The organism is Candidatus Limimorpha sp. (assembly GCF_056203535.1).
In genome coordinates, this window is sequence record NZ_JBADWU010000092.1 from 1 (window position 1) to 23824 (window position 23824).

Sequence of the window (23824 nt, forward strand, 5' to 3'; positions counted from 1 at the left end):
GTATGATGCCGAATTGCGTAACATGATGCAGTTGCGCGATGGGAATATTCTCGCCAATGTCCAATTGTTTAATATGGATGAACAAGGCTACGGTATCGGTGATTACGGGAACCGTTTTCTCAAGATTTCACGCCACGGCGCTGTCATAATGGACTCCGTCTTTATCGAAGACAACGACTTGAGTTACTTTTTGTTACAGCGGGATCCTTCCTCATCGGGTGACAGCCACATTTACGGAAAGATAGAACACAATTATGAAGATGCACGAAGCGACCTGCACTTGCGTTTCTTCGACAGCAACCTCAATTTTGGAAAGGAAATCCAAATTCCGGTATGCGACACACTCATATATCCACTATTGGATGCTTATTTCATTGATAATCAAAATGACATTATTTTGCAATACTATGTTTCATCGCGTGACGAATTCCATTATTTACGCGTCGGAACAGATGGTACCGTAAAGAATCATACTGCCATTCCTGATTCGTTAATTCCAATCAACCGTAGGGCAGGCAGCCGTGTTTTTGACACATTTGACGATTCAAAATCGGAATATTGTTTTTGGGGCAGTGACACCCGTGTCTCCCACGCAATGCATATAATCGTATTAGATTCACTGCTAAACTTCAAAGCGGACCTGAACATGGACGACCATTCCCCATCAGGGATACAGTTTTCGCATAGTATGACAGAACTGGTGTGTGACTTTGACGAGCAATCGTTTCTTATTGCCACACAATACAGTATCTCCAGCCCACATAAAGATGGCGTTCAGGTCACACGATACAATAGAGACAACCTGTCAGCCGAAAACACGGCCCTGTTTGATACCTATCCTGTTGTAGGTACTCCACCCTATTTCTTTGGATGTGCGTTTCCTATCGGGTTGGCGAAGGCCGATGATGGATTTGTCTACTTCTCGTATTGCACCCAGGATCCTGTAGCAGGAGGAGTCGGGCAGGTGTCTGTTGTGAAAATGGATGCTGACCTCAACATCATTTGGCAACGCTTTTGTCTTGAACCTACCGGATATTCATGGCTTGGAACCCAAATGATAACACTTGACGACGGAGGCTTGGCTGTTGGTGGTTATTTGTATAGCAATGTTCCCCTCACGCCACCTGAACTGTTTTTCCTGATTTTTGACGATGAGGGATGGAGTGTTAATGAACCATTATCTTCCTTCCGTCCATACTGCATCTATCCAAACCCGATGAAAGACAGGCTTTCCATACATATTTCACCTGATGTAAAATTAGAAAGCATTGAATTGTACGATGTTTCAGGCCGCTGCGTGGTAAGTTCGCGCACCGCTGAAATGAATGTGGCAAACCTTCCGGCTGGGCAATATGTGGCAAAAATCACCCTTGAAGGCGGAAAGGTCTATTCGGACAAGGTGGTGAAGGAATGAATGTAGAGGCATAGTACGCTGCGTCTCTACAAGAGAAAACGGTCAGTTGCAATTTGCGGCTGGCCGTTTTCTCTTACGATTTACCACAATTTTTTGGCATGTAAAGACGCACGGCCGTGCGTCTTTACGTTCCACCAACATGTTCAATCTATTTTGATGGACCTATAAAAGTTCCCAAGGGAATCGTGCAAAGGGAGGCGCATTGAAAGTAAACAACACAGCTTCTAAATGATTTTGTATTGCCGTGAACAAATATCAAGTGAAAATCATAGAAAAATTCAGCCGCCATTAATGCAATAATTCCTATTTTTGTAGGGTTATTCTAATTGGAAAAAAGAGAGGAAAACGATGTCGAACAATAAACTTTCTTCATTATTAGGACAGACTGCCATTTACGGATTGAGCAGCATCATCGGCAGATTTTTGAATTATCTTTTGGTGCCGCTTTACACTTACAAGATTGCAGCATCGACAGGTGGTTATGGGGTTGTTACGAATCTTTATGGTTACACGGCCTTGCTGCTTGTCATCCTTACTTTTGGCATGGAGACCACTTTTTTCCGTTTCGCCAACAAGGAAGGTGTTAATCCCGACAAGGCTTTCTCCACTTCCGGACTTGCCGTTGGCTTTGTTTCGTTGGTATTTGTAGTTCTGGTATCGCTGTTTCTGCATCCGATAGCCAATGCCTTGGACTATGGCAGCCATCCCGAATATGTCGAAATCATGGCCATTATTGTGGCTTTTGATGCTTTCCAGGCCATTCTGTTTGCGCGTCTGCGCTACGAAAACAAGGCCATCAAGTTTGCCACGCTGAAATTGCTGTTCATCTTTGTCAACATAGGTCTTAACCTTTTCATTTTCCTTGTGGCTCCAGGCTTGAAGGAGAGTTGTCCAAATCTGATGGGCTGGTATAATGTTGAATATCAAGTTGGTTATATTTTCATTATAAACCTGATTTGCACGGCAAGCATCACTTTTGGTTTCATTCCCGAAATCAAGAAGTTGCGTTTTGGAATTGATAAGGACTTGCTGAAACAGATGCTGCGCTACACTTGGCCTTTGCTGCTTTTGGGCTTAGCTGGCATCTTGAATCAGGTGGCAGATAAGATTTGCTACCGTTTCATCGTTCCGGGAAAGGAAGGCGAAGTTCAGCTGGGCATTTATGGCGCTTGCGTGAAGATTGCCATGATTATGGCCATGATTACGCAAGCCTTCCGTTATGCCTACGAGCCTTTCGTTTTTGGCGGCAAAAAGGACGAAAACAGCAAGGAAATGCAGGCGCAAGTGATGAAATATTTCGTCATGTTCACGTTGTTCGCATTCCTGGCAGTCGTTGCATTCATGCCGCTTTTGAAATACATCATCAAGTCGGACTATTGGGAAGGTTTGGTTGTCGTCCCGATTGTGATGATGGCGGAGATTTTCATGGGCATTTATTTCAACCTTTCGTTTTGGTACAAACTCATCGACCAGACTTGGTGGGGCGCCATCTTTTCGGCCATAGGTTGCGCGGTTTTGCTTGCGATTAACTTCATTTTTGTCCCGAAATACGGTTACATTGCTTGCGCTTGGGGCGGCTTTGCAGGCTATGGCGTTTGCATGTTGCTTTCCTATTTTGTCGGACAGAAAAAGGCACCTGTTCCCTACGATGTGAAAGGCATTTTGGGCTATTTCGCCTTGGCATTGGTGTTGTTCTTTGCAATGCGGTTCATCCATATCGAAAACCAAGTTTTGGCGGTTGTCGTAAATGCATTGATCATGATGGTTTTCTGCGCTGCCATTTGCTGGTTTGAAAAGGATTTGGTGAAAGGCGTGGTTGCAAAGGTTTGCAAAAGAAAGGCGTGAGTAGTGTTGGTTATCAGTTTTTCAGTTATCAGTCGTCAAATAGTCAAAATAGTCTAAAATTAAAAGGTTCAAAATTGTTCAAAAGGTCGTCCCTTCGACAAGCTCAGGGAGCAAATTAGTCTAAAAGTCAAAATAGTCAAGTTGTCTAAAAGTCCAAAAGTCAAAATAGTCAAATAGTCAAAATCTTTAAATATTAAATCTTTGAATTTTAAATCTCGAATTGAATTATATGAAAGTCAAAGTAGTAAACAAATCGAATAACGCATTGCCGGCTTACGAAACGAAGAATTCCGCCGGAATGGATTTGCGTGCCTATCTGCCGGATGGTTCAGTCACCTTGCAACCCATGCAACGTGCCTTGATTCCGACAGGATTGTATATCGAAATTCCAGAAGGTTACGAAGGTCAGGTGCGTCCGCGCAGCGGTCTCGCTTTCAAGCATGGCATTACGGTATTGAATACGCCTGGTACCATCGATGCCGATTATCGCGGCGAATTGAAGCAAATCCTGATCAACCTTTCCGATGAGCCTTTTGTCATCAACAATGGCGACCGCATTGCGCAAATTGTCTTTGCGCGTTGCGAACAGGCCGAAATGGTTGAGGTTGAGGAACTTTCCGAAACGGAACGTGGCGCGGGTGGATTTGGACATACGGGTAAAAATTGAGGTTAATGGTGATGAGTTATTAGGTGATGGGGTTTTGAAGCATTGTTCAATATTGTTCAAAAAGTTCAAAAAGCTTTTCACTTTAATACTTTCCGTTTTCCACTTTAAAACTTTCCACTTTTTTAAAAGTAACTAAATTGAATATCTACATAACAAAATGTCAATCAATAAAATAAGAATAGTTTTTGGTTTAGCCTTACTGTTTTCGGTTTCATTGTGCGTGGCGCAGGAAGATGGCCTGAAAGCCGATGGCGGCGTGGTCATCGACAAGCGCAAAAACGCCACTTATTTTTCCGATGGCTTGCAATGCAAATACCGTGAGGATGTGCAAGGTGCCATCAGGAATTTCGAGCAGGCCTTGACTTTCATGCCAAACGATGCCGCCAGCATGTATGAACTGAGCGAGCAGTACGTAAACGCGGGCAGGATGGAAGATGCTTTCAGGAGCATCCGCAAAACCGTTGAACTGGAGCCGGAAAACAAATGGTATCAGTTGCGTTTGGGCAAGTTTTACCGCAATTACGAAATGTATGACGATTTCGTGAAACTCTACGAAAAACTGACGGAAAAATATCCCGATGACATTGATGCGCTGACCGAACTTATCGATGTTTATCTGATTTGCGAAAACTACAATCAGGCCTTGAAGAAAATAGATTTGTTGGAAAAACAGATGGGTTCCAACGAACTGATTAGCGAGCAGCGCATTGCCATTTATCAGCGTCAGGGCGACAAGAAGAAAATGATTGCCGAATTGCAGAAAATGGTTGACAACGACCCGCAGAACGCACGCTATTACAGTATGTTGGCGCAAATCTATATGGATAGCGGCGAGGAAAAGGAAGCCCTCAAGATGTATGAAAAAGTGAAGGAAAACAATCCTAACGACCCATACATCAACGTTTCGTTGCTTGAATTTTACGAAAAGAAAGGCGACAACGACAAGGCTTTCAAGGAATTGATTTCTGCCATCCGCAACAAGAATCTGGATTTCAATACGAAACTCAACATCTACGATTACTGGTTCCAGAAAGCATCGGAAAAAGTGGCCGACGAGCAGGCAAGACAAGCCGGCCAGGCTTTTGTTGAGACCTATCCCGACAACAAGATTGGTTACATCGTTTTAGGAAACTATCATTTGAAAAAACAGGATTTCCAGCAGTCGAAAGATATGTATGCCAAGGTTTTAAGTCTCGATAGCACTGATTTTCTGGCTTGGCAGAACATCATTTTCAGCGAAGCGGATTTGAAGGACAACGAGGCGGTTTTGGAACATTCGGTCGCGGCTTTGAAATACTATCCCATGCAGCCTATTTTCTATTGGTATGCTGGTGTTGGCAGTGCCATTTTCAAACAGACTGATGAGGCCGTCAGGTATTTGGAAAAAGGCAGGAAATACTGTGCCGACAGAAATTTGCAGACAAGTTTCGACAGCTATCTGGGTGACTTGTATTATGAAACCGGCGAGATGGAAAAAGCCTTTAGTGCCTACGACAAGGTTTTGGCCGTCGACCCTGATAATGCATTGGTTTTGAACAACTACGCCTATTATCTTTCGCTGAAAGGCGAAGATTTGGACAAAGCCATTGAAATGGCCTCACACGCCATCGGATTGGAGCCGAAAAACGCAACTTATCTCGATACTTACGCTTGGGTGCTTTACAAAAATGGCAATTATAAGGAAGCTGAAAAACAAATGAAAAAGGCCCTTGATAATGCGCAAAATCCTGAAGGACTGTATTTTGAGCATTACGGCGACATCCTTTTCAAAACGGGCGACACGAAAAAAGCCATCGAAAATTGGGAGAAGGCGCAAAAGGCTGGCGGCTATTCCGAAAAACTGGAACAGAAATTGAAGGACGGCACTCTGTATGAGTAAGTTGAAACTTCATATCATTCTGTTGTCTGCCTTGTTGGTTCTGGCATCGTGCGGCTCGCATCACAAGAATGTGGCGCCGACTGAAGCCATGCTCACCGAAGCATTGATTCAGCAAGTGGAACAAAACGAAACGCAATGGAATTGGTTTTCGGCCAAACTGAACATTCAGCCCGAAACAGGCATGATTTCAAACCTTGGCGGACAAATCCGTATGCAGCGCGACAGCGTCATTTGGGTTTCGGTGACGGCGCTTTTGGGCATGGAAGCGGTTAGAATCATGCTCACGCCCGATTCGCTTTTTGTCATCAACAAGCTGGAAAACTCGTATGTGAAGGAACCGCTCGACATGCTTAAAATGCGTTTTGGAACGGATATCAGGTTTTCGGATATTCAGAACATGCTGTTAGGTAATGGTTTATGGATGTTGGGCAAAGGTGAAAAAATGCGCGAATTGGATAATCCGTATTACAAGATCAGCAGTTCGTCGAATTATGATGAAATTTGGGTTGAACAGCAACATTTCCGCACGGCAAAGACTCATTTCGTTGACCGTTTTTTCCAAATGAGCACCATTTACGGCGGTTTCGAAACCTTCGGCACAAATTTGATTCCGACAGAAATCAGCCTCGATTTAAAAGGAATGTATACTTTTGCAGGCAAAATGAAGTATTCTTCGGTGACGCTCAACGAAACGACTTCATTTCCCTTTAAAATCACTTCAAAAATGCAAAGGACAAGATTATGAAAAAATACCTCATTTGCCTGTTGTTGATGGCTTTTTCGCTGGCGGTTTATCCTCAGAAAAGCAAAGCCAAGTTGGAGAAACAAATCGCCAATTTGGAGCAGGAAATCGCTACAGCCAACAAGTTGCTGAAAGAGACTTCGAAAAACAAGCAAGCCACACTGAATCAGGTCAATTTGCTCGATAAGAAAATCAAGCAGCGCGAGGAACTTGTGAAGGCTTATAATGAGCAGATTGCCGTTTTGGATGATGAAATCAACAAAGGCCAAAGCAACATCAAAGCCTTGAATGGCGATTTGAAAAACCTGCGAAAGGAATATGCCCAGATGATTGTCTTTGCCAACAAAAACCGCAGCCATTACGACAAGCTGGTTTTCCTTTTTTCTGCCGATGATTTCAACCAGGCCTTCAGGCGTTTGCGTTACATACGTCAGTTTTCCGATGCCCGAAAGACCAAAATGGATCAGATTGCTTCAACTGAAAGGCGCATCAGCGACGAGGTGGAGGCAAGCCGGAAAGCCCGCGAGCAGCAGGCTGCCCTTTTGCAAGGCGAAAAGGAACAGAAAGCTGCTTTGCAAGGCGAAAAGGAAGACTTGAACACACAAGTAAAACAGTTGAAAAAGCAGGAAGGAAACTTGCAGCAAGACATCAAAAACAAGCAGCAGCAGGCCAAAAAACTTCAAAAGGCCATTGATGACATCATTGCTGAGGAAATCCGCAAGGCAAACGAAAGGGCCAAGAAAGAAGCCGAAGCAAGAGCCAAAGCCGAGGCCGAGGCCAAAAAGAAAAAAGGCAATGCAAATGCCAATACGAAGCCGAATGTTCCTGCCAGCGGCAACAAAAACATGGCACTTACACCTGCGGAAATGACCCTTTCGGGCAATTTCGCCAACAACAAGGGCCGATTGCCTTGGCCGGTCGAAAAAGGCGTTGTTTCGTCGTCTTTCGGAAAACACGCATCTGTGGTTTCAGATAAGGTCGTCGTCACAAACAACGGCATTGACATTGCGGTCAGCGAAAACAGTCAGGCAAGGGCGGTGTTTGATGGAATGGTGGTCAGTGTCAACAAGTTGACGGCTTCGAATACGGTCATCATCATTCGTCACGGTGATTATTTTACGGTTTATTCCAATATCGAGGAAGCCGTCGTGAAACGTGGCGATAATGTGAAGACAAAGCAGAATCTGGGTAAAATCCATACGAACAAGATAGAAGGCAAGACGGAATTGCATTTTGAATTGCTGAAAGAAAAAGACAGGCTGAATCCTGAAAGCTGGCTGGCAAAATAAGAAAAGTGGAAAGTTTGAAAAGTTTTAAAGTGGAAAGTAGGGACGCAATGCTTGCGTCCGAAAGTGGAAAAGTGAAAAGTTTGGAGTTGGGAGGAAGGATTTGGGCACACGTCCGCCCTGAAAGGGCAGTTAAACAAGCAAAGGGCAAAGTGAGCGGTAGCGAGCGACACCCTTTGCGAAATAAAAAGGTAGAAACGCGATTCATCGCGTCTAATGATTGCAGCAAACGGTGTAAATAACGCCCTGAAAGGGCAACTTAAAAATAGCAAAGGGCAAAGTGAGCTTCAGCGAACGGCACCCTTTGCGAAAAAACGAAAAATTATGCGTAAAAAATTGATTATATTGTTTTTAGGTTTGTTGGTATTGATGGCAGGTTGCAAGGCGAAGGAAGTCCCTGGACGCCGTCGTGCGCCAAGGCATTGCAACACATGTACGAAATGGAGTTACGTTCCTCAAAAAAACATCAACTATGAAGCCTGAAGAACTTGAATTGTTGAAGAAGTATTTTCCCGAAGCATCGGTGGAAGGTGTGGCGGCCATGTTTGATGCCCGAAAATTCAGAGTGGAAATCAAATGGCCAAGGTCAACCAAGTTAGGCGATTTCCGTCCACCGCAACGCAAAGGCGACATTTGCCACATTACCTTGAATTGCGATTTGCATCCCTATCAGATGCTGATTACATACGTTCACGAAGTGGCGCATTATGATGTGTATCAGCAATATGGCAGAAAGGCGCAGCCTCACGGCGAGGAATGGAAACGCATCTACAAGGCCTTGATGCAACCTTTCCTGACCACAGAAATTTTCCCCGAAGATGTCCTTCAGCAACTGAACCAGCATTTCCAAAACCTTTCGGCCAGCACTTGCACCGATTTCGACTTGATGAAGGTGCTGAAATCGCACGATGAGCGCAAATCGAACAAAACCCTCGTTGACGATTTGCCTGAAAATGCACGTTTCTTAGCACCCAACGGCATGGTCTTCCGCCGTGGCGAAAAATTGCGCAAGAACTACCGTTGCCATTGCGAAACCAATGGAAAATCGTATTTCGTGAGCGGATTGCTTGAGGTGGAGGTTTTGTGATGCGAAGCTTTTCGCCTTTGTTGTTTGTTGTTGTTTTAGTAATTCAATCCAAAATGCCAAAGTGGGATGATGTTGTCGATCCCATATTCGATGTCGTCTTTCACAACGAAGCCAACTGCGGAAAAAAATCCGCATTTTTAGATATTGTGGATAAATTACATTCTTTTAAATCCCGATAAATGATAGATATGCCATAGATAGACATGATTTTATTACATTGTTTATCAATGATTTAAAAATAGATATTTCAATTTTATGATAGATATGGCCTCTTTGGGGTCTTGACAAAGGTTTTTCCGTTGGGTTTTTCACATAATTTTGCAAGTGAAAAATCGAATAGTGATGAAAGCATTAAAAATTTGGATGTTTTGCCTGGCCTTTTTCGGAATTTTGTCGGTGACGACATCGTGCCGCAACGAAGCGCGTCATTTCGAAAAAGCGTACTCCTTATATAAGGAAGGCAGCGAAAAACGCCATCAGAAGCAGTCGGAGGTGGCCGCCGAATTGTTCAGTCAGGCCTTGTTAGAAATCGGAAAATGCGATGCCGAGAACGAAAATGTGCAGCAGCTGAAAGGAAAAATTGAGGATGATTTGGGTGCCATGTACTGGAAACACGGCCTGATGGATGATGCCTTGGAGATGCACCAAAAGGCTGCGATGCTGTTTCGCGAGGTTCCAGATTCCACCAATTTGGCTGTCGCGTTGCGCAACAGCGGCAGAGTGGCGGCTTTGATGGAAAAAACTGACGAGGCAGAGCATTATTATGACGAAGCGTTGCAAGTGGCCAAGTTGGTCAGAAACGACAGTCTGCTTTACGATATTCAGTTGGAACAAGCACGTGATTTTTACATGAACATTGGCGACTATCAGAAAGCAATCGAAAATGTGAATCAAGTCCTTGAAAAAGGCATTGACACCATCATGTGCCATTTGACTTTGGGTGTCGCCCATTTTTACATGGAAAATGATAGCCTTGCTGCATTGCATCTCCACTATGCCACGCAAAGCGAAAAGGCGGGCATCAGGGTTCCGGCTTATCAAGCCTTATACACCATCGCGCAAGAACAAGGCGACATCGAAAAAGCCCTTGAATATCACGAACTTTTCAGCGAAAACCTGATACAGACCGATAATGAAAACCATTTCGAGCAAGTACAACGCATTAAGGCGGAATACGATTTGCAGGCGCAGAAAAACGAATTGCAAACCGCGCAACGCCTGAAAAACGTCCGTCTTTATCTTTTCATTTCGCTGTTGCTCATTGCCTTGCTGACGGCATTTTTCATTCTTCGGCAGAAAATGCTCAACGACAAGTTAAAGTTGGAGCAAATGAAAAACCAAATGGAACTCGCGCTGAAGAAAAACAAGGTCTATGTCACGGCCTTGGCCTTGTCGGAGCAGGTGACTTCGTCATCATTGGCTTTCAACCTTGATGAACGCGACTGGCAGGATTTCATCGAACTGACCGATTTCGCCTACGGCGATTTCACGAAACGCCTCATGGCGCAATATCCGACCTTGACCGACAGCGACTTGCAGATTTGCTGCCTCACCAAACAAGGTTTCACCAATCAGGTGATTTCCATTTTGTTAGGAATCCAGACGGCTTCGTTTGCACGCCGAAAATCGTACATCAAGCAGGAAAAAATGAATGGTTTGAACGATAATAGGTCATTTGAAGAAATAATCGCAAATATTTGAAAATTAATAATTTAAAACTATTTCCTATGAAAAAAGCATTAGTAATCCTTACAGCAATTGTTTTCACGACCTTGACAATGGTTTGTGGACAGACTCGCGAATTTGCTCCCGTTGGCACCGAATGGTATTTCAATGAGTCTTCTTTTATGGGTAGCGCAACTTCATATTACAGAATGGCTTCCGTCGGTGATACCGTCATAAATGGCCACGAATGTCGGAGAATCACCCAACCTCATTACAGTTCGGACTTGCGTGGTGAGCAATATGTATATAATGAAGGTAGCACTGTTTATTGGTATAATGCTGTCATTGACGATTTTACCATCCTGTATGACTTTAGCCTTGAGGTGGGCGAAGTTTGGACGATTGAAGTGGATTCCTGTAGTTATTATGTTGAAATACTTTCGGTGGAAGAAGTGACTTGGGAAGGGCACACCTATAAAATCCAAAATGTTGTTTCAGATGATTGGGTGTTCTCGGGAAAGATTATTGAGGGCATAGGATATGAATATGGTTTGTTTCCGTCTGGATATGCTTGTCATGGAGAGATTTATGATGGGCCGGCACCTGATTATCTGCGCTGTTATCTTGAGGACGGCGAAATGCTATATCACTCAGGGTCATACGGTTGCGACGAGCTTACCTATTGGGATGGCAGCATAGCCGATGCGTATGATGGCGGCGACGGTTCGGAAGAAAATCCGTATCAGATTGCTAACGCTGCGCAATTGGCATTGCTGGCCAAAGAAACCAACGAGGGTATGGGTGGTGATGCTCACTACATACAGACCAACAACATCAGTCTGAATTCAAATTACCTGTTTCCTGTTAATAATTGGCCGGGCATTGGCAACATCTATGATTATTATTGGATGTATGTGCATTATTTTACAGGCGTTTATGACGGAAATGGCTATTGGATTGACAATATGTGCCAAGGTGTCAACGATTCGATAAGTCAATTGGGAGGACTTTTCGGATTGACGAAAGATGCCGTCATCAAAAACGTTACCTTGAAAAACAGTCATATAAAGAGTAGTTATATTGCAGGCGGTATTATCGGTTGTGCTGGTAACACGCAAATCATCAATTGCCACACTTCAAATGTGAGTATTGAATCATGTACGGTTGGTGGAGGCATCGTAGGTGTGGCAGGCGTGTCGTTTTTGGATTATCTTTATAGTGTCCAAGGGGCAGGCGACTGTTATATAGTTGATTGTTCGGCATCAGGAAGCATTACGAGCTTGAATCATTTGACGGGTTATTACAAGGGAGGAATTGTTGGTGACATAGATGTCTTTTCTGGTGTTGCATTAGTGAAAGACTGTGTGAATCGTTGTGAAATCGAAGCAAACGATGATTTAAATGATGGTGGCATCGTAGGTCATTGTTATAGTCCGGAAAACTTGTCGGAAATCGTAGGCTGTGAAAACTATGGCAGTATTAATGCTCAATCTTTAACTGATGCAAATTATAACGGTGGCATCGCAGGTATGGCATCCGGAAAGTTTCAGATAAAGGATTGCACCAATTACGGTGTTGTGGGAAATGAAGAGATAGGCTATACGGGCGGAATTGTTGGAGGTTGTAGTGCGGAAGTTTGTTTCTGCAACAATTATGGAGACTGCATTGGAGTGTTTGCTGGCGGCATCGTCGGAAAATCATCTGCCAATTCAGTTCACGATTGCTTGAACGAAGGAAATGTTTTGGCAGTTGGTCCTGCTGCAGGCATTGTTGCACAAAACGAGTATGGAGATTTTGTGTATAATTGTACGAATCTTGGCCAGATTGAATCGGAAGCAGTCAGAGAAGGATCTGTTGCCTGTGGCATAACCACTGATGGTTCTGCCATCAATTGCGTCAATCGTGGAAATGTTGTGGCAACAGGAAAGTATGTCATTGCTGGCGGAATCGTAACCACGGGTTCAGCTTACAATTGTTATAATACGGGTGATGTGGCTGGATATCCAAGCGAAGCATGTGATTACATTCTTGTAGGCGGCATCGTAGGGGCAAGTGTACCGGGTGCCGAAATCCGTAATGTTTACAATGCGGGCAATGTGATAGGCGAAGGAAATAGTCATCTTGATTTTTATGGTTTCGGTAACATTTTGGGTTATAGCGATATTGATGATGCCGTGTTGGTCAACTGTTATTGGAAAGATGAAAGCCGTCCCGCACATGGCCGTCCCGAATTTCAGAACATTTTCAACTCGTCGCATTTCAGCCAAGGCGAAACAGATACACAATGGTTGCTCGATACCGCGCAATTTGGCACCAACGATTTGGTCGAGGCCTTGAATTTCGGTCGCGAAAGCCTTGAAAACGACTCGCTTTCCGAATACACTTTCAGCCATTGGATGAGCGATGAAGATTGGGTAAACCACGGGTTGCCGATTTTCGGTACGGCAGAGCCTATCTTCAATTTTGATTTTTCAGAATGGTATTATGAAATCCTGAACGATGACGGCAGCATTACTTTCCAACATCTGGAATATACCGCCGACACCGCCATCAACAGCCGCCGTACAAAAGTCATTATGAGAACCAACACAATGTACGACAAAGGTGTTGAGGTCACGCACGAATACGTTTATGAGGAAAACGGCATCGTATATTGGTGGAACAAGACCTTGAACGAGTTCACCGTGCTTTACAATCTGAATGCCGAAGCTGGCGACGAATGGCAAATCAAGGTCGGCACGGAAACCATAACCGTTCATGTTGACGCCGTGGATGATTACGATTATGAAGGCAGGACTTACAAGATGCTGCAAGTCAGCGACGAAAACGATGTTTTCAGCGGAAACATAGTCTGCGGCATCGGCCACCTGACGAGTTTCTTCCCCGAAAGACTGATGAGCAAATCGGGCAACTACCGCGTGGAAGGTATGCGCTGTTATTGGAAAGACGGCGAACTGGTCTTCAAATACGGCGATATGGATTGCGATGAAATTTACATTGATTTACATGGAATAGAGGAATCTGACAATCAGACATTCCGCGTTTATCCGAATCCGGCCAAAGGCTTCATCACCATCGAAACGGAAGAAGAAAACGCCGTTTATGAAATCGTGAACATCATGGGACAAACCGTCCTTTCAGGCTCGCTGAACGGTGCTAAACAAGTCAATGTATCAGAACTTTCCGATGGCATGTATTTCATTAAGGTTGGCCAGAAAACGGTGAAATTTGTGGTTGGGAAGTAGTTTTAAGAAACTGTTCAAAAATAAACTGCATTATAAACAGACATACGGCAGCGGGGATTCGAATTGCCTCGAATTCCCGCTTCTTCGTGACCTTGATGCCTCGTTTTCAATAAGTGACCTAATTTTGCTCACCTACAGAAGCGAGGCGTCTGAGCTTTTTGCTTTGTGAAAAAAATGTACCGTTATTCCAGAAAATGTGTACCTTTGTTCGCTGGTTAAATGAGACAATTTTACTTTTTGGACGGGGAAAAAAGATAACCATTTATCCATTCGAATGGGAAAGAAGGGAATTCTCATCCTCCAGTACTGATAGAATCAATGGCTGAGTTCCGCCCGCAAAAGTTGTAATTGTCTCTTGGATTTAGGAATCAAAAAGTAAATACAATGAGCAATAAAATTAGACTTTTGACAAATGCCATTGCGTTGTTTGTCAGTGTGTTAATGATTTCTTTTCTGTCATCTTGCGGTGACAAAAACAAATCAAATGTAATTGTCGAACAGATTAAGCCCGTGCCGGAAGCGGTTTTGCCGTTTTTGGACAGCTACACTTCAGGCGTAATCGCTGAGGGGGAGCCGATTAAGGTGTGTTTCAAGAATGTCGACGACTTGAAACTGAAATACGGCGAGACATTGCCGCCGAAATTGTTTTCGTTTACGCCTGAACTGAAGGGCAATGCCGTATGGCTCGACGAGCGCACCATTGGCTTTGAGTACGATAAAATCAGCGACAAGCAGCCTTACGTCGGCGTTTTCAGAATTGCCGAACTCATTGACGTGCCGTCCGACATGATTTTGGAATTCGGTTTCGGACTCCGTCATCAGAACATCAGCCTGATTTCGGTCGTGCCGGTCTGCAATTCAAGCGAAAAAATGGATTATCAGTTGCGCATCGCTTTCTCAAATCCTGTTGATTCCGAGCTCGCTTTGTCGGTTTTCGATAAGGATTTTGTGAAACGGTATAATCCAATCGTGACCAATGTTGGAAACAATGTTTTTGACATTGAAATTGCTGATATTGAGCGTGGTAATAAGGAATCAAAGATTGAACTCGTGTTGGATGGAAAGGATTTGGATTGTGATGCGAAAATCGTCCGTGAACTCGTGATTTATGCTCAAAATGATTTCTCGCCGATTCAGTTTGATGTTGACAAAGGCGAAAGTCATGCGACTTTGTATTTCTCGCAGCCTTTGAAGGAACCCCAGAACTTGGACGGCTTCATTTTCTTTGATCCGGAAATTGCTTATCGTGCTGACATTAAAGGGAATAAGGTTGATTTCTTCTTCGATAAGACCAGCCTTTACAGTTATCAGTTGGAGAATATGGAAATGACGGTTGAGAGCGGTATCCGTTCTGCCGACAATGAGGTGCTTCAGAAAGGCGCTTCCTACAAATTCGATTTGACCGAAAACAAGCCTCAGGTCCGTTGGACTTGCGAGGGCAACATTATCCCGAATGTGAACGATGCCACGGTTTATTTTGATGCCATTTGCCTGAATTCCGTGACCTTGCGCATCATCAGAATTTACGATGATAATGTGCTTTCATTCTTGCAAGACAATGAGTTGGATGAGACTTACGGTGTGCGCAAGGCGGGCCGCTTGGAAAAGAAAGTCCGTTTGGAAGTTGAGAATCCGAATCCGACGCAGTGGAAGACTTTCCCGATTGTGTTGTCAAATTATATTGATGTCAAGCCTGGCGATATGTATCAGTTGAGCATCGATTTTGGTCCGCAGGATTATGCTTTCGCAAGCGATGAAATGAAGAAGGCTTCGATGGAAAACCAAATGCGTGAACAGAATTATTGGGATGGAAACGGCTATGATTACAAGGAATACAATTATGATGGCGATTGGGATGACCCCAATGGATTCTGCTATTATAATGACGTCGAGCAAAAAAAGAATATCGTGATTTCAAACCTCGCTGTGACTGCCAAGATGAGCCGTAATGACTTGGTAGATGTGTTCGTTTATCAGATTTCTGATGCGAAACCTGCAAACGGTGCCAAGGTGACTGCCTACAATTTCCAGCGTCAGGAATTGGCTTCGGCTACTGCTGATGCCACGGGCTTTGCCCAATTGCAGTGTGCCAATCGTCCTGCTTTCGTGGTTGCAAAAGGCAACGACGGCAGCAAGTCGGTCATCAAGACGACTGATGGCAATGCGCTGTCATACAGCAAGTTTGATATTGGCGGCGAAGCCGTTGAAAAAGGTGTGGCTGGCTTTGCCTACACCAATCGTGGCGTTTGGCGTCCGGGCGATGAACTGCAAATCAACTTGATGCTGAGCGATTTCGACAATGCCATTCCTGAAAAATATCCTGTCGTGATGGAAGTCTACGATGCCTCATCGCGACTCTATACCAAGCAAACCAAATCGAATGCCATTGGCGGCATCTATTGTTTCAATGTCCCGACCAATCCGTCGGATGAAACGGGTCTTTGGACGGCAAAATTCAAGATTGGCACAAGTGTCATCACCAAGATGTTGCGTGTCGAGACCGTGAAACCGAACCGCTTGGAAATCAATCTGAATCTCCCGGAAGTGATCAGCATCAATCATCCAGACCGTGTGACTTTAAACTCAAAATGGTTGAATGGATTGAAAGCCAATGGTTTGAAGGCTGAAATTGACGCCAAGGTGCGCAAGGGCGAGACGAATTTCAAGAACTTCGCAGAATATACTTTCGTTGATGAAACCAACGAATTTTCGCCAGAGGAAATCTCGGTTTACAGCGGTCCGCTGAATGGCGAAGGCAATGCAAACATTGGCTTTGCACCTTTCAAGGAATTGTCTGCATCGCAAATGCTGAACGCCACTTTCACCACAAAGGTCTTTGAACAAAGCGGCGATTTCAGCATCACTTCAACGGCTGCAAAACTTTCACCTTGTGAGAGTTATGTCGGCGTTGAATTGCCAGCCACACAATCGAAATACGGCAGTTTCTACGACACGGGCAAGGATTGGAAATTCAATATTGCCGTCGTGAAGGAAAGCGGCGTTTTGAGCGAGGCGACAACGACTTTGGAATATGCCCTTTACAAATTAGATTCCTATTGGTGGTGGTCGAGCGAGGACAGCTATTCCTTGCAGCGTTATGCCAGCGGCACTTACAAGCGCCCTGTTGAAAACGGCACGCTCTCGTGCAATGGCAAGACTTCGGTGACTTTCAACATTTCTGATGACAATTGGGGCAATTATCTGTTTGTCGTTGAAGATCAGCAGAGTGGAAACCGTTTCGCCAAGGTCGTTTGCTTCGATTGGAGTTCAACTTACATGCATGCCTCGTCCGCATCAGGCGCGCCCGTCCAGCTTGCGATGAAGGCCACGGCCGAAAGTTACAATGTGGGTGAAAACATCGTGGTGACATTCCCGGCCAACGAAACGGCAAAGGCCATGGTGACTGTCGAAGCCAACGATAAGGTGCTGCAACACTTCTATTTGGACAAACTCGGTTCGGAAGGCAAGTTCGAAATCAAGGCCACCGAAGAAATGATTCCGAATGTCTATGTTTATGTGGCGTTGCTTCAACCTCACGATGCCGCCAACGATATGCCAATCCGTATGTATGGCGTGATTCCTGTAAAGGTCGAAAACAAGGCTTTGGAATTGAAGCCTGTGGTGAATGTCCCTGCTGAATCCAATACGGGTAAAAAGTTGGAAATCAAGGTCTCGGAGACCAATGGCAAGGCTATGGCCTACACGCTGGCTGTCGTTGACGAAGGTATCCTTGGCCTGACCAATTTCTCGACGCCTGACCCATACCGCTATTTCAACAGCAAGCAGGCTTTGAGCGTCCGCACTTGGGACAATTACGCTTCGGTTATCGATGCGTTCAGCGGTGAACTCGGTTCGGTATATGCCATCGGCGGTGACGGCATCATCAACCAGGAAATCACTTTGGATAACCGTTTCAAGGCTTACGCCGTGACTTTGGGACCTTTCGAACTGAAAGCCGGCAGTACGAATACGCACGAATTTGAAGTGCCGCAATGCTCTGGCGCTTTGCGCTTTATGGTGGTTGCAAAGAGTGACGAAAAGTCGTTTGGTTCAGCTGGAAAGCAGATGAAGGTCATCGACCCGATTACGCTTTATCCAGCTGCTCCGCGTGTCGCTGCTCCTGGCGATGAACTGACGTTGAAGGTTCAGGTGCTTTCGCCAATCAGCAAGGGCAAGACCTTGAATGTGAAGACCGACAATCAGAATCTGACCGCTATTGGCACCTTGCCGATCACGGTCAGCATTGACGGTAACGGCGAAGGCATGATTGCCATGAAGGTAAAAGTGAATGAAGTTGCTGGCAATGCCGTGATGAAAGTCATCGTTTCGGGTTCGGGCTTTGAAGCTGAAAGCAAGACGGAAATCCCAGTCCGTATGCCATACGCCGAAAAACGCAATGTCATCACTAAGGAAATCCCTGCCAATCAATCGGTTTCGGTTCCGTTCGACTTGAAAGGCATGTCTGGCACGCAAAGCGGAAACATTACGGTTTCATCCTTGATTCCAGTCGATTTGTTTGGCCGTCTCGATTTCCTGAATTCTTATCCTCACGGTTGCCTCGAACAAGTCACTTCAAAGGCATTCCCGCAACTCTATCTGAATTATTTCGTGCAGCAGGATGATGCCGCAGTGGAGAAGATGAAGAACCATATCAATGGCATTATCGCCGATTTGCGTTCCTATCAGAAATCGGACAACTCGATGACCAACTGGAAAGGCGGCAATTACACTGAACCTTGGACAGAAATCTATGCTTTGCATTTCTTAGTCGAAGCGCAGAAACAAGGTTTCGATGTGCCGTCCTATTTCATCGATGGCTTGAAGAAATATCAGGCTGACAAGGCAAAGCAGTGGCGCAACAATCCTGACTTCCCGCAAGGCGAGACCATTCAGGCTTACCGTCTGTTTGTCCTGGCTTTGGCCGGCGCTCCTGAAACCGGTGCCATGAACCGCTTTAAGGAATTGGAACTGAATTATCCTTTGACCAAGTCGTTGGCTGCTGCCGCTTTCGCACAAATCGGCAAGAAAAACATTGCACAAGGCATGTTGCCGGTGGCAAACGATGGAGCGACCTCTGATTACAAGACTTCGTTTGGCTCGCAAGCCCGTGATTTGGCTTTCACCATCTACACGCAGATGCTTTGTGGCATTGACCAGCAGACCATTCAAAACAATGTCAATGAGCTTTGCGGAATGTTGAACAGCAACAATTGGTTGGACACCCAGTCGACTGCATTCGCCATCTTCGTTTTGGGCAAGTATGCCGAAATGAATGACTTGAACAATTCCAACCTTTCGGCTACGCTCAGCATCAACGGCAGCGAAAAGACCTTGAACGGCAACATGAGCGCCATTGGCTGTGAATTTGTCCCGGCTATCGGAAATAATAAGGTGGAAATCAGGAACAACAGCGACCAGAAAATCATTGCCAACATCTTCACAAAGGCAACTGTTGCCGAGTACGAGACTCAGGAATCGGGCAATTATATCAATATGAAGGTGAACTATTGCGATAAGAATGGCGCAACACTCAATCCAAGCAACCTTGCTATGGGCACTGATTTCATGGTGAAGATGACCGTCGAGAATCCAAGCAATTACAGCGTCACGGAATTGGCTTTGTCATATTATTTGTCGGCAGGCTGGGAAATCGTCAACGAGCGTCTGACGGGTGCTGATTCCGAGAACCAAGGTGCCAAGCACATTGACATTCGTGACGACCGCGCTTACTTCTATTTCGACCTGATGCCGAATACAAAGCAGACTTTCACCTTGAAACTGAATGCCACCTACGAAGGCAATTACATGATTCCGGCCGTCCGTTGCGAAGACATGTACAGCGACCAGATTTACTACGTAGTTCCTGCAAGGGAAACCGTGGTGAAATAAGGTTTCCGACATAACCTGAAAACAAAAATGTCCATAAGCGTCAATCCTGCTTATGGACATTTTTTATATAAGGTGTAAAATCGTTCTTTATCCAATCACCCAATCTTCCACCGTCCGTGTTGTTGAAGAGAAGCTGATGCCCATCTTGACGACAGGTTTTCCTTCGGCCTGATAAGGAATCATATAGCCTTTTTCGTCGATTTGGTGCAGGGCTTCGGCGGCGGGACGGTCCAACTTGATTTCAATGACATAAACAATGTCGTTCATGTGAATCACTACGTCAGTTCTGCCAAGTGTGGTTTTGACTTGCGTGAAAGTGCGGCAGTTAATCATGGAAAAGACAACGTAAGAAAGCACTTCATAATAGGCTTCGTAAGTCGTAAGTTTTTCCAAAATTGCATTGCCATGGTCATGGTAAGGTATGGAAGCAAAAAACGCTTTCATGGTCGCCATGAATTTCTCGATGTCGTGATAGATGAGCGAAGCATAAAGCATCCCTGCAAATCCTTGTGAGTCATATCCTTTGATGTTCAGTACGGTCTGTAGGAAACAATCGAGGAATCCCGTCTTGACTTCGGCATTCGGATAATCGAGAATGTAGGTTTGGCTGTAGAAGTCGTAGCCTTTTATCGTCAGGTATCCGCTTTGGTAAAGCAGAGGCAGGGCTGAAGTCATGGCCTCGGTGGGAATGTCGAACTGGTTTGATGTGACCTGTAGTTGCGAGAGACTCAGGACATCGGTGCCAAACCGCTTGACGTGTTCGAAGAGGAAAGTCGGCGTGCCGCTTTGGAACCAGTATGATTCTACTTTTTTGTTTTTGAAAGCGTTAGTCAGACTGAAAGGGTTGTAGATGTCGGGTGAAGACTCGCTGAAATGATAACCGTCGTACTGCTGCTTCAAGAAAACAGCTGTGTCTTCCGTGGTGCGGTGGTTGAATTTCGCCAGTTCGGCAATGTCGGAGGCGAAAGTCTCTTCCATTTCCTCTTTCGTGATGCCACAGATGGCGGCATATTGTGGGAGCATTGAGATGTTGGTCAGGTTGTTGATGGAGGAGAAAATGGAGAGTTGCGAGAACTTGGTGATGCCAGTGATGAAGACGAACTGCTCATCGGCATCGCAGATTTTCAGCACCTGATAGAATTCCTGCAAGGTGCGTCGCACATCGGCCTGCATGTCGTCGTAGAGATGCTCCAAAAGCGGCGAGTCATATTCGTCGATGATGACGACTGCCTTGAGGCCTGTCATTTCATGCGCCTTTTCGATTAAGGATTTCAAGCGGGTTCCAGGTGTCTTGGAATCACTTCCCGCCCCGTATTTTCGTTCGTATTTCGCCACCTGATACATCAATTCGTCGACGATTTCGTCGGTGTTCCTTTTGTATTTGCAGGCACTAATATCGAAACGGAACACCGGATATTGTTTCCAGTCCTTTTCCAATTGCTCGATTTTCAGGCCTTCAAACAGGTCTTTCCTCCCTTGGAAATAATACTGCAAGGTGCTGCAAAGCAAGGTCTTGCCGAATCTTCTTGGGCGGCTGAGGAAAATGAATTGCGATTCTTTCGTCAGCTGGTAGATTAGGTCGGTTTTGTCAATGTAAATACGGTTGTCTTCCCTGATTCTTTCAAAGTCGGAGATGCCAGCCGTGTAGAGTCTCATTTCTTCCATAGTTCGGTCATTTTCAAGCGGCAAAGTTAATAAATAATGTTTTTATCCGCCATTTTGTTTCTGAATTTGCGTAGTTTTGCATTTGTATATGAAGAAATTTTTCCGCAAACATAAGAAGTTGACAATCATTTTATCAGCATTATTTTTGCTGTTGGTCATTTTTGTTTGTATTCCTGTTCCGCGTTTCGACGAGCCTTATTCAACGGTGCTGACGGCAAGAGATGGTGAATTGCTCGGCGCAAAAATCGCTGAAGATGGTCAATGGCGTTTTCCTGCAAGCGATTGTTATTCAAAGAAATATGTGGCTTGCCTTTTGGAATACGAAGACCAACAGTTTTTCCGTCATCCGGGTTTCAATCCAGTTTCTTTTGTGGAGGCGTTGGTGCAAAACCTCAAGGCAGGCGAGGTGGTGCGTGGCGGCAGTACGGTCTCGATGCAGGTGGTGCGCATGGCACGCCACAACAAGCCGAGAACCTATTGGGAGAAAATGATCGAGGTGGTGCTTGCCATGCGGCTTGAGTTTCATTATTCCAAAACGGAAATCCTGAATCTTTATGCCGCTCATGCGCCTTTTGGCGGCAATGTGGTTGGCATCGATGCGGCGGCTTGGCGTTATTTTCACACCACACCCGACGACTTATCATGGGGCGAGGCGGCCACTTTGGCGGTGCTGCCCAACTCGCCGGCTTTGATACATCCTGGCCGCTCACGCGATAAGCTGGAACAGAAACGTGATGAGTTGCTGCAACGGATGCCACAGTCAAAAGTACATGCTCCCCATCGTTTTGACCTGCCACACCTTTCTGACGAAGATGCCGAACTGGCGCAAATGGAAAACATTCCTGACCGTCCGTATGAAATGCCGATGCTGGCTTATCATTATCTTTCGGATGCCGAACGGCAGCACAAAGGCGAACATGTCAGCTCCACGATTCGCTATGATTTGCAGGTCGCCATTATGGAAATCATGAAACGGCATTATGAAATGAACACGCTGAATCAGATTGAGAATGCGGCGGTTTTTGTGTACGACTATCTCGATGAGGAAATTATGGCTTATTTGGGCAACAATATGGATGCCAACGATGCCGCCATGGTAGATATGGTCAAGGCGCAACGCTCCACGGGAAGCATTTTGAAGCCATTCCTTTTTGCCGCCATGCTCGATGATGGCTCTTTGTCGACCGAAATGGTTCTGCCCGATGTGCCGATGAGTCTTTCGGGCTTCACACCGAAAAACTATTCCGGCGAATATTGGGGTGCGGTTTCGGCGCGTGAGGCCTTGCAAAATTCTTTGAATGCACCATTCGTCTATCTCTTGCGCGAATATGGTCAGCCGCGTTTCCATGCTTTGCTGAAAGAACTGCAAATCTCTGGCATTGTGTTTGATGCTGAGCATTACGGCCTTTCGCTGATTGTAGGTGGAGCAGAAGCTTCGCTTTACGATTTGGTGAAAGCCTACGGCAGAATGGGACGGAAACTGGCCAACGAGGTGAATGAGAACTTCTTGCTCCCTGAGCCTGTCGAAGGGAGAAACAATGATAATGTTCCATTTTCAGCAGAAGCCATAGCCGAGACTTTCGATGTGATGACGGGCTTGGCGCGTCCGAGCGACCAGATAGGGTGGGGTGGCTTCTCATCCTCAAAGCGTGTGGCTTGGAAGACGGGGACGAGTTTCGGTTTCCGCGATGCTTGGGCTGTCGGCTTGACCGACAGATATGTCATCGGCGTCTGGGTGGGCAATTCCGAAGGCGAAGGCCGTCCCGGACTGACGGGCGTAGGTTCAGCGGCTCCAATCCTTTTCGATGTGGTCGGGAAACTCGATGGCAGCTACACTTATCCGGCTACCACGTCACGCGGCATTGATATGGAAGTCTGTGCCGAGTCGGGTTATCCGAAATCGGATGTGTGCCAGCATGTCGATACCATTCGGGTGCCGAATGTGGAAAACAAAATGGGCGTGTGCCCGTATCATAAGAAGGTGTTTTTGGATGCTACCCGACAGTTTCAGGTGCGGCCCGACTGTTATCCCGTTGACCAGAAATGTTATGATGTGTTCTTCGTCTTGCCGCCTGTCATGGAGTGGTTCTACAAGCGTCATTCGCCCATGTATCATCCTTTGCCGGCTTTCTATCCGGGTTGCGGGCCAAGCCGTCCCGACGATGTGATGGCCTTCGTCTATCCGAAATCAGATGCCAAGGTGACCATTCCGATAGGCATAAAAGGCGACCGCCAGCAGGTGATTTTCGAAATCGCGCACCGCAATCCGCAAAAGACGGTCTTCTGGTCGCTGAACGACAAATTCATTGGCGAGACGCGCCTCAACCATCAGATGCCAATCGATGTTGAAAAAGGCACTTACGAACTCCGCTGCGTCGATGAAGACGGCGTGGAACTATATCGGAAACTGGTGGTGATGTGAGGCATTTTTTTTCTGTCA

The 23824-nt window shown here is 45.6% G+C and carries 13 protein-coding genes; 12 read left to right on the plus strand and 1 reads right to left on the minus strand.

Annotated elements, in window-relative coordinates; all coding sequences use genetic code 11:
- From AC06MN_RS10800 to AC06MN_RS10850, 11 genes are all read left to right on the plus strand, one after another.
- The coding region (locus AC06MN_RS10800) for a T9SS type A sorting domain-containing protein (protein WP_475672389.1) at positions 1 to 1414 on the plus strand (1414 nt) is incomplete at its 5' end.
- A gap of 348 nt (positions 1415 to 1762) precedes the next feature.
- A complete protein-coding gene (locus tag AC06MN_RS10805; protein WP_475672390.1) occupies positions 1763 to 3259 on the plus strand; it encodes a lipopolysaccharide biosynthesis protein in 1497 nt (498 codons plus the stop codon).
- A 229-nt stretch (positions 3260 to 3488) separates the two neighbouring features.
- Entirely contained in the window at positions 3489 to 3926 is a 438-nt protein-coding gene (gene dut / locus AC06MN_RS10810) for a dUTP diphosphatase (RefSeq protein ID WP_475672391.1), read from the plus strand.
- A 157-nt stretch (positions 3927 to 4083) separates the two neighbouring features.
- Positions 4084 to 5805, plus strand: coding sequence for a tetratricopeptide repeat protein (locus AC06MN_RS10815; protein ID WP_475672392.1), 1722 nt, complete (start codon positions 4084 to 4086; stop codon positions 5803 to 5805).
- Positions 5798 to 6550: a lipoprotein insertase outer membrane protein LolB1 gene (lolB1, locus tag AC06MN_RS10820; RefSeq protein WP_475672393.1), complete on the plus strand. Its 753-nt coding sequence runs from the start codon at positions 5798 to 5800 to the stop codon at positions 6548 to 6550. Before AC06MN_RS10815 ends, lolB1 begins: the two co-directional genes overlap by 8 nt.
- Entirely contained in the window at positions 6547 to 7836 is a 1290-nt protein-coding gene (locus AC06MN_RS10825; RefSeq protein ID WP_475672394.1) for a murein hydrolase activator EnvC family protein, read from the plus strand. The genes lolB1 and AC06MN_RS10825 overlap by 4 nt, the downstream gene beginning before the upstream one ends.
- Before the next feature lie 213 nt (positions 7837 to 8049).
- Complete coding sequence (locus tag AC06MN_RS10830) at positions 8050 to 8316, plus strand: hypothetical protein (RefSeq protein ID WP_475672395.1); 267 nt, start codon at positions 8050 to 8052, stop codon at positions 8314 to 8316.
- Entirely contained in the window at positions 8306 to 8920 is a 615-nt protein-coding gene (locus tag AC06MN_RS10835) for a SprT-like domain-containing protein (protein ID WP_475672396.1), read from the plus strand. The genes AC06MN_RS10830 and AC06MN_RS10835 overlap by 11 nt, the downstream gene beginning before the upstream one ends.
- A 342-nt stretch (positions 8921 to 9262) precedes the next feature.
- On the plus strand, positions 9263 to 10621 hold the full coding sequence (locus tag AC06MN_RS10840; RefSeq protein WP_475672397.1) for a tetratricopeptide repeat protein: 1359 nt from the start codon (positions 9263 to 9265) through the stop codon (positions 10619 to 10621).
- 26 nt (positions 10622 to 10647) lie between these two features.
- Complete coding sequence (locus AC06MN_RS10845) at positions 10648 to 13830, plus strand: T9SS type A sorting domain-containing protein (protein ID WP_475672398.1); 3183 nt, start codon at positions 10648 to 10650, stop codon at positions 13828 to 13830.
- Between the two features lie 384 nt (positions 13831 to 14214).
- Positions 14215 to 19719 (plus strand): alpha-2-macroglobulin family protein, encoded by a 5505-nt coding sequence (locus tag AC06MN_RS10850; RefSeq protein WP_475672399.1) that lies wholly within the window; start codon positions 14215 to 14217, stop codon positions 19717 to 19719.
- Positions 19720 to 19806: 87 nt separating this feature from the next.
- Here the strand turns inward: AC06MN_RS10850 and AC06MN_RS10855 are convergent, their stop codons facing one another.
- Positions 19807 to 21384 (minus strand): ATP-binding protein, encoded by a 1578-nt coding sequence (locus AC06MN_RS10855; RefSeq protein ID WP_475672400.1) that lies wholly within the window; start codon positions 21382 to 21384, stop codon positions 19807 to 19809.
- A gap of 118 nt (positions 21385 to 21502) precedes the next feature.
- Between AC06MN_RS10855 and pbpC the strand changes: the two genes are divergently transcribed.
- A complete protein-coding gene (gene pbpC / locus AC06MN_RS10860) occupies positions 21503 to 23806 on the plus strand; it encodes a penicillin-binding protein 1C (RefSeq protein WP_475672401.1) in 2304 nt (767 codons plus the stop codon).
- The last annotated feature ends 18 nt before the right edge of the window (positions 23807 to 23824 follow it).

Coding starts and splice junctions, on each gene's coding strand:
- AC06MN_RS10815 (WP_475672392.1), top strand. CDS start 4,084: ATGTCAATCAATAAAATAAGAATAGTTTTTGGTTTAGCCTTACTGTTT.
- AC06MN_RS10855 (WP_475672400.1), bottom strand. CDS start 21,384: ATGGAAGAAATGAGACTCTACACGGCTGGCATCTCCGACTTTGAAAGA.
- AC06MN_RS10825 (WP_475672394.1), top strand. CDS start 6,547: ATGAAAAAATACCTCATTTGCCTGTTGTTGATGGCTTTTTCGCTGGCG.
- lolB1 (WP_475672393.1), top strand. CDS start 5,798: ATGAGTAAGTTGAAACTTCATATCATTCTGTTGTCTGCCTTGTTGGTT.
- AC06MN_RS10845 (WP_475672398.1), top strand. CDS start 10,648: ATGAAAAAAGCATTAGTAATCCTTACAGCAATTGTTTTCACGACCTTG.
- AC06MN_RS10830 (WP_475672395.1), top strand. CDS start 8,050: ATGATTGCAGCAAACGGTGTAAATAACGCCCTGAAAGGGCAACTTAAA.
- AC06MN_RS10850 (WP_475672399.1), top strand. CDS start 14,215: ATGAGCAATAAAATTAGACTTTTGACAAATGCCATTGCGTTGTTTGTC.
- AC06MN_RS10840 (WP_475672397.1), top strand. CDS start 9,263: ATGAAAGCATTAAAAATTTGGATGTTTTGCCTGGCCTTTTTCGGAATT.
- AC06MN_RS10835 (WP_475672396.1), top strand. CDS start 8,306: ATGAAGCCTGAAGAACTTGAATTGTTGAAGAAGTATTTTCCCGAAGCA.
- AC06MN_RS10805 (WP_475672390.1), top strand. CDS start 1,763: ATGTCGAACAATAAACTTTCTTCATTATTAGGACAGACTGCCATTTAC.
- dut (WP_475672391.1), top strand. CDS start 3,489: ATGAAAGTCAAAGTAGTAAACAAATCGAATAACGCATTGCCGGCTTAC.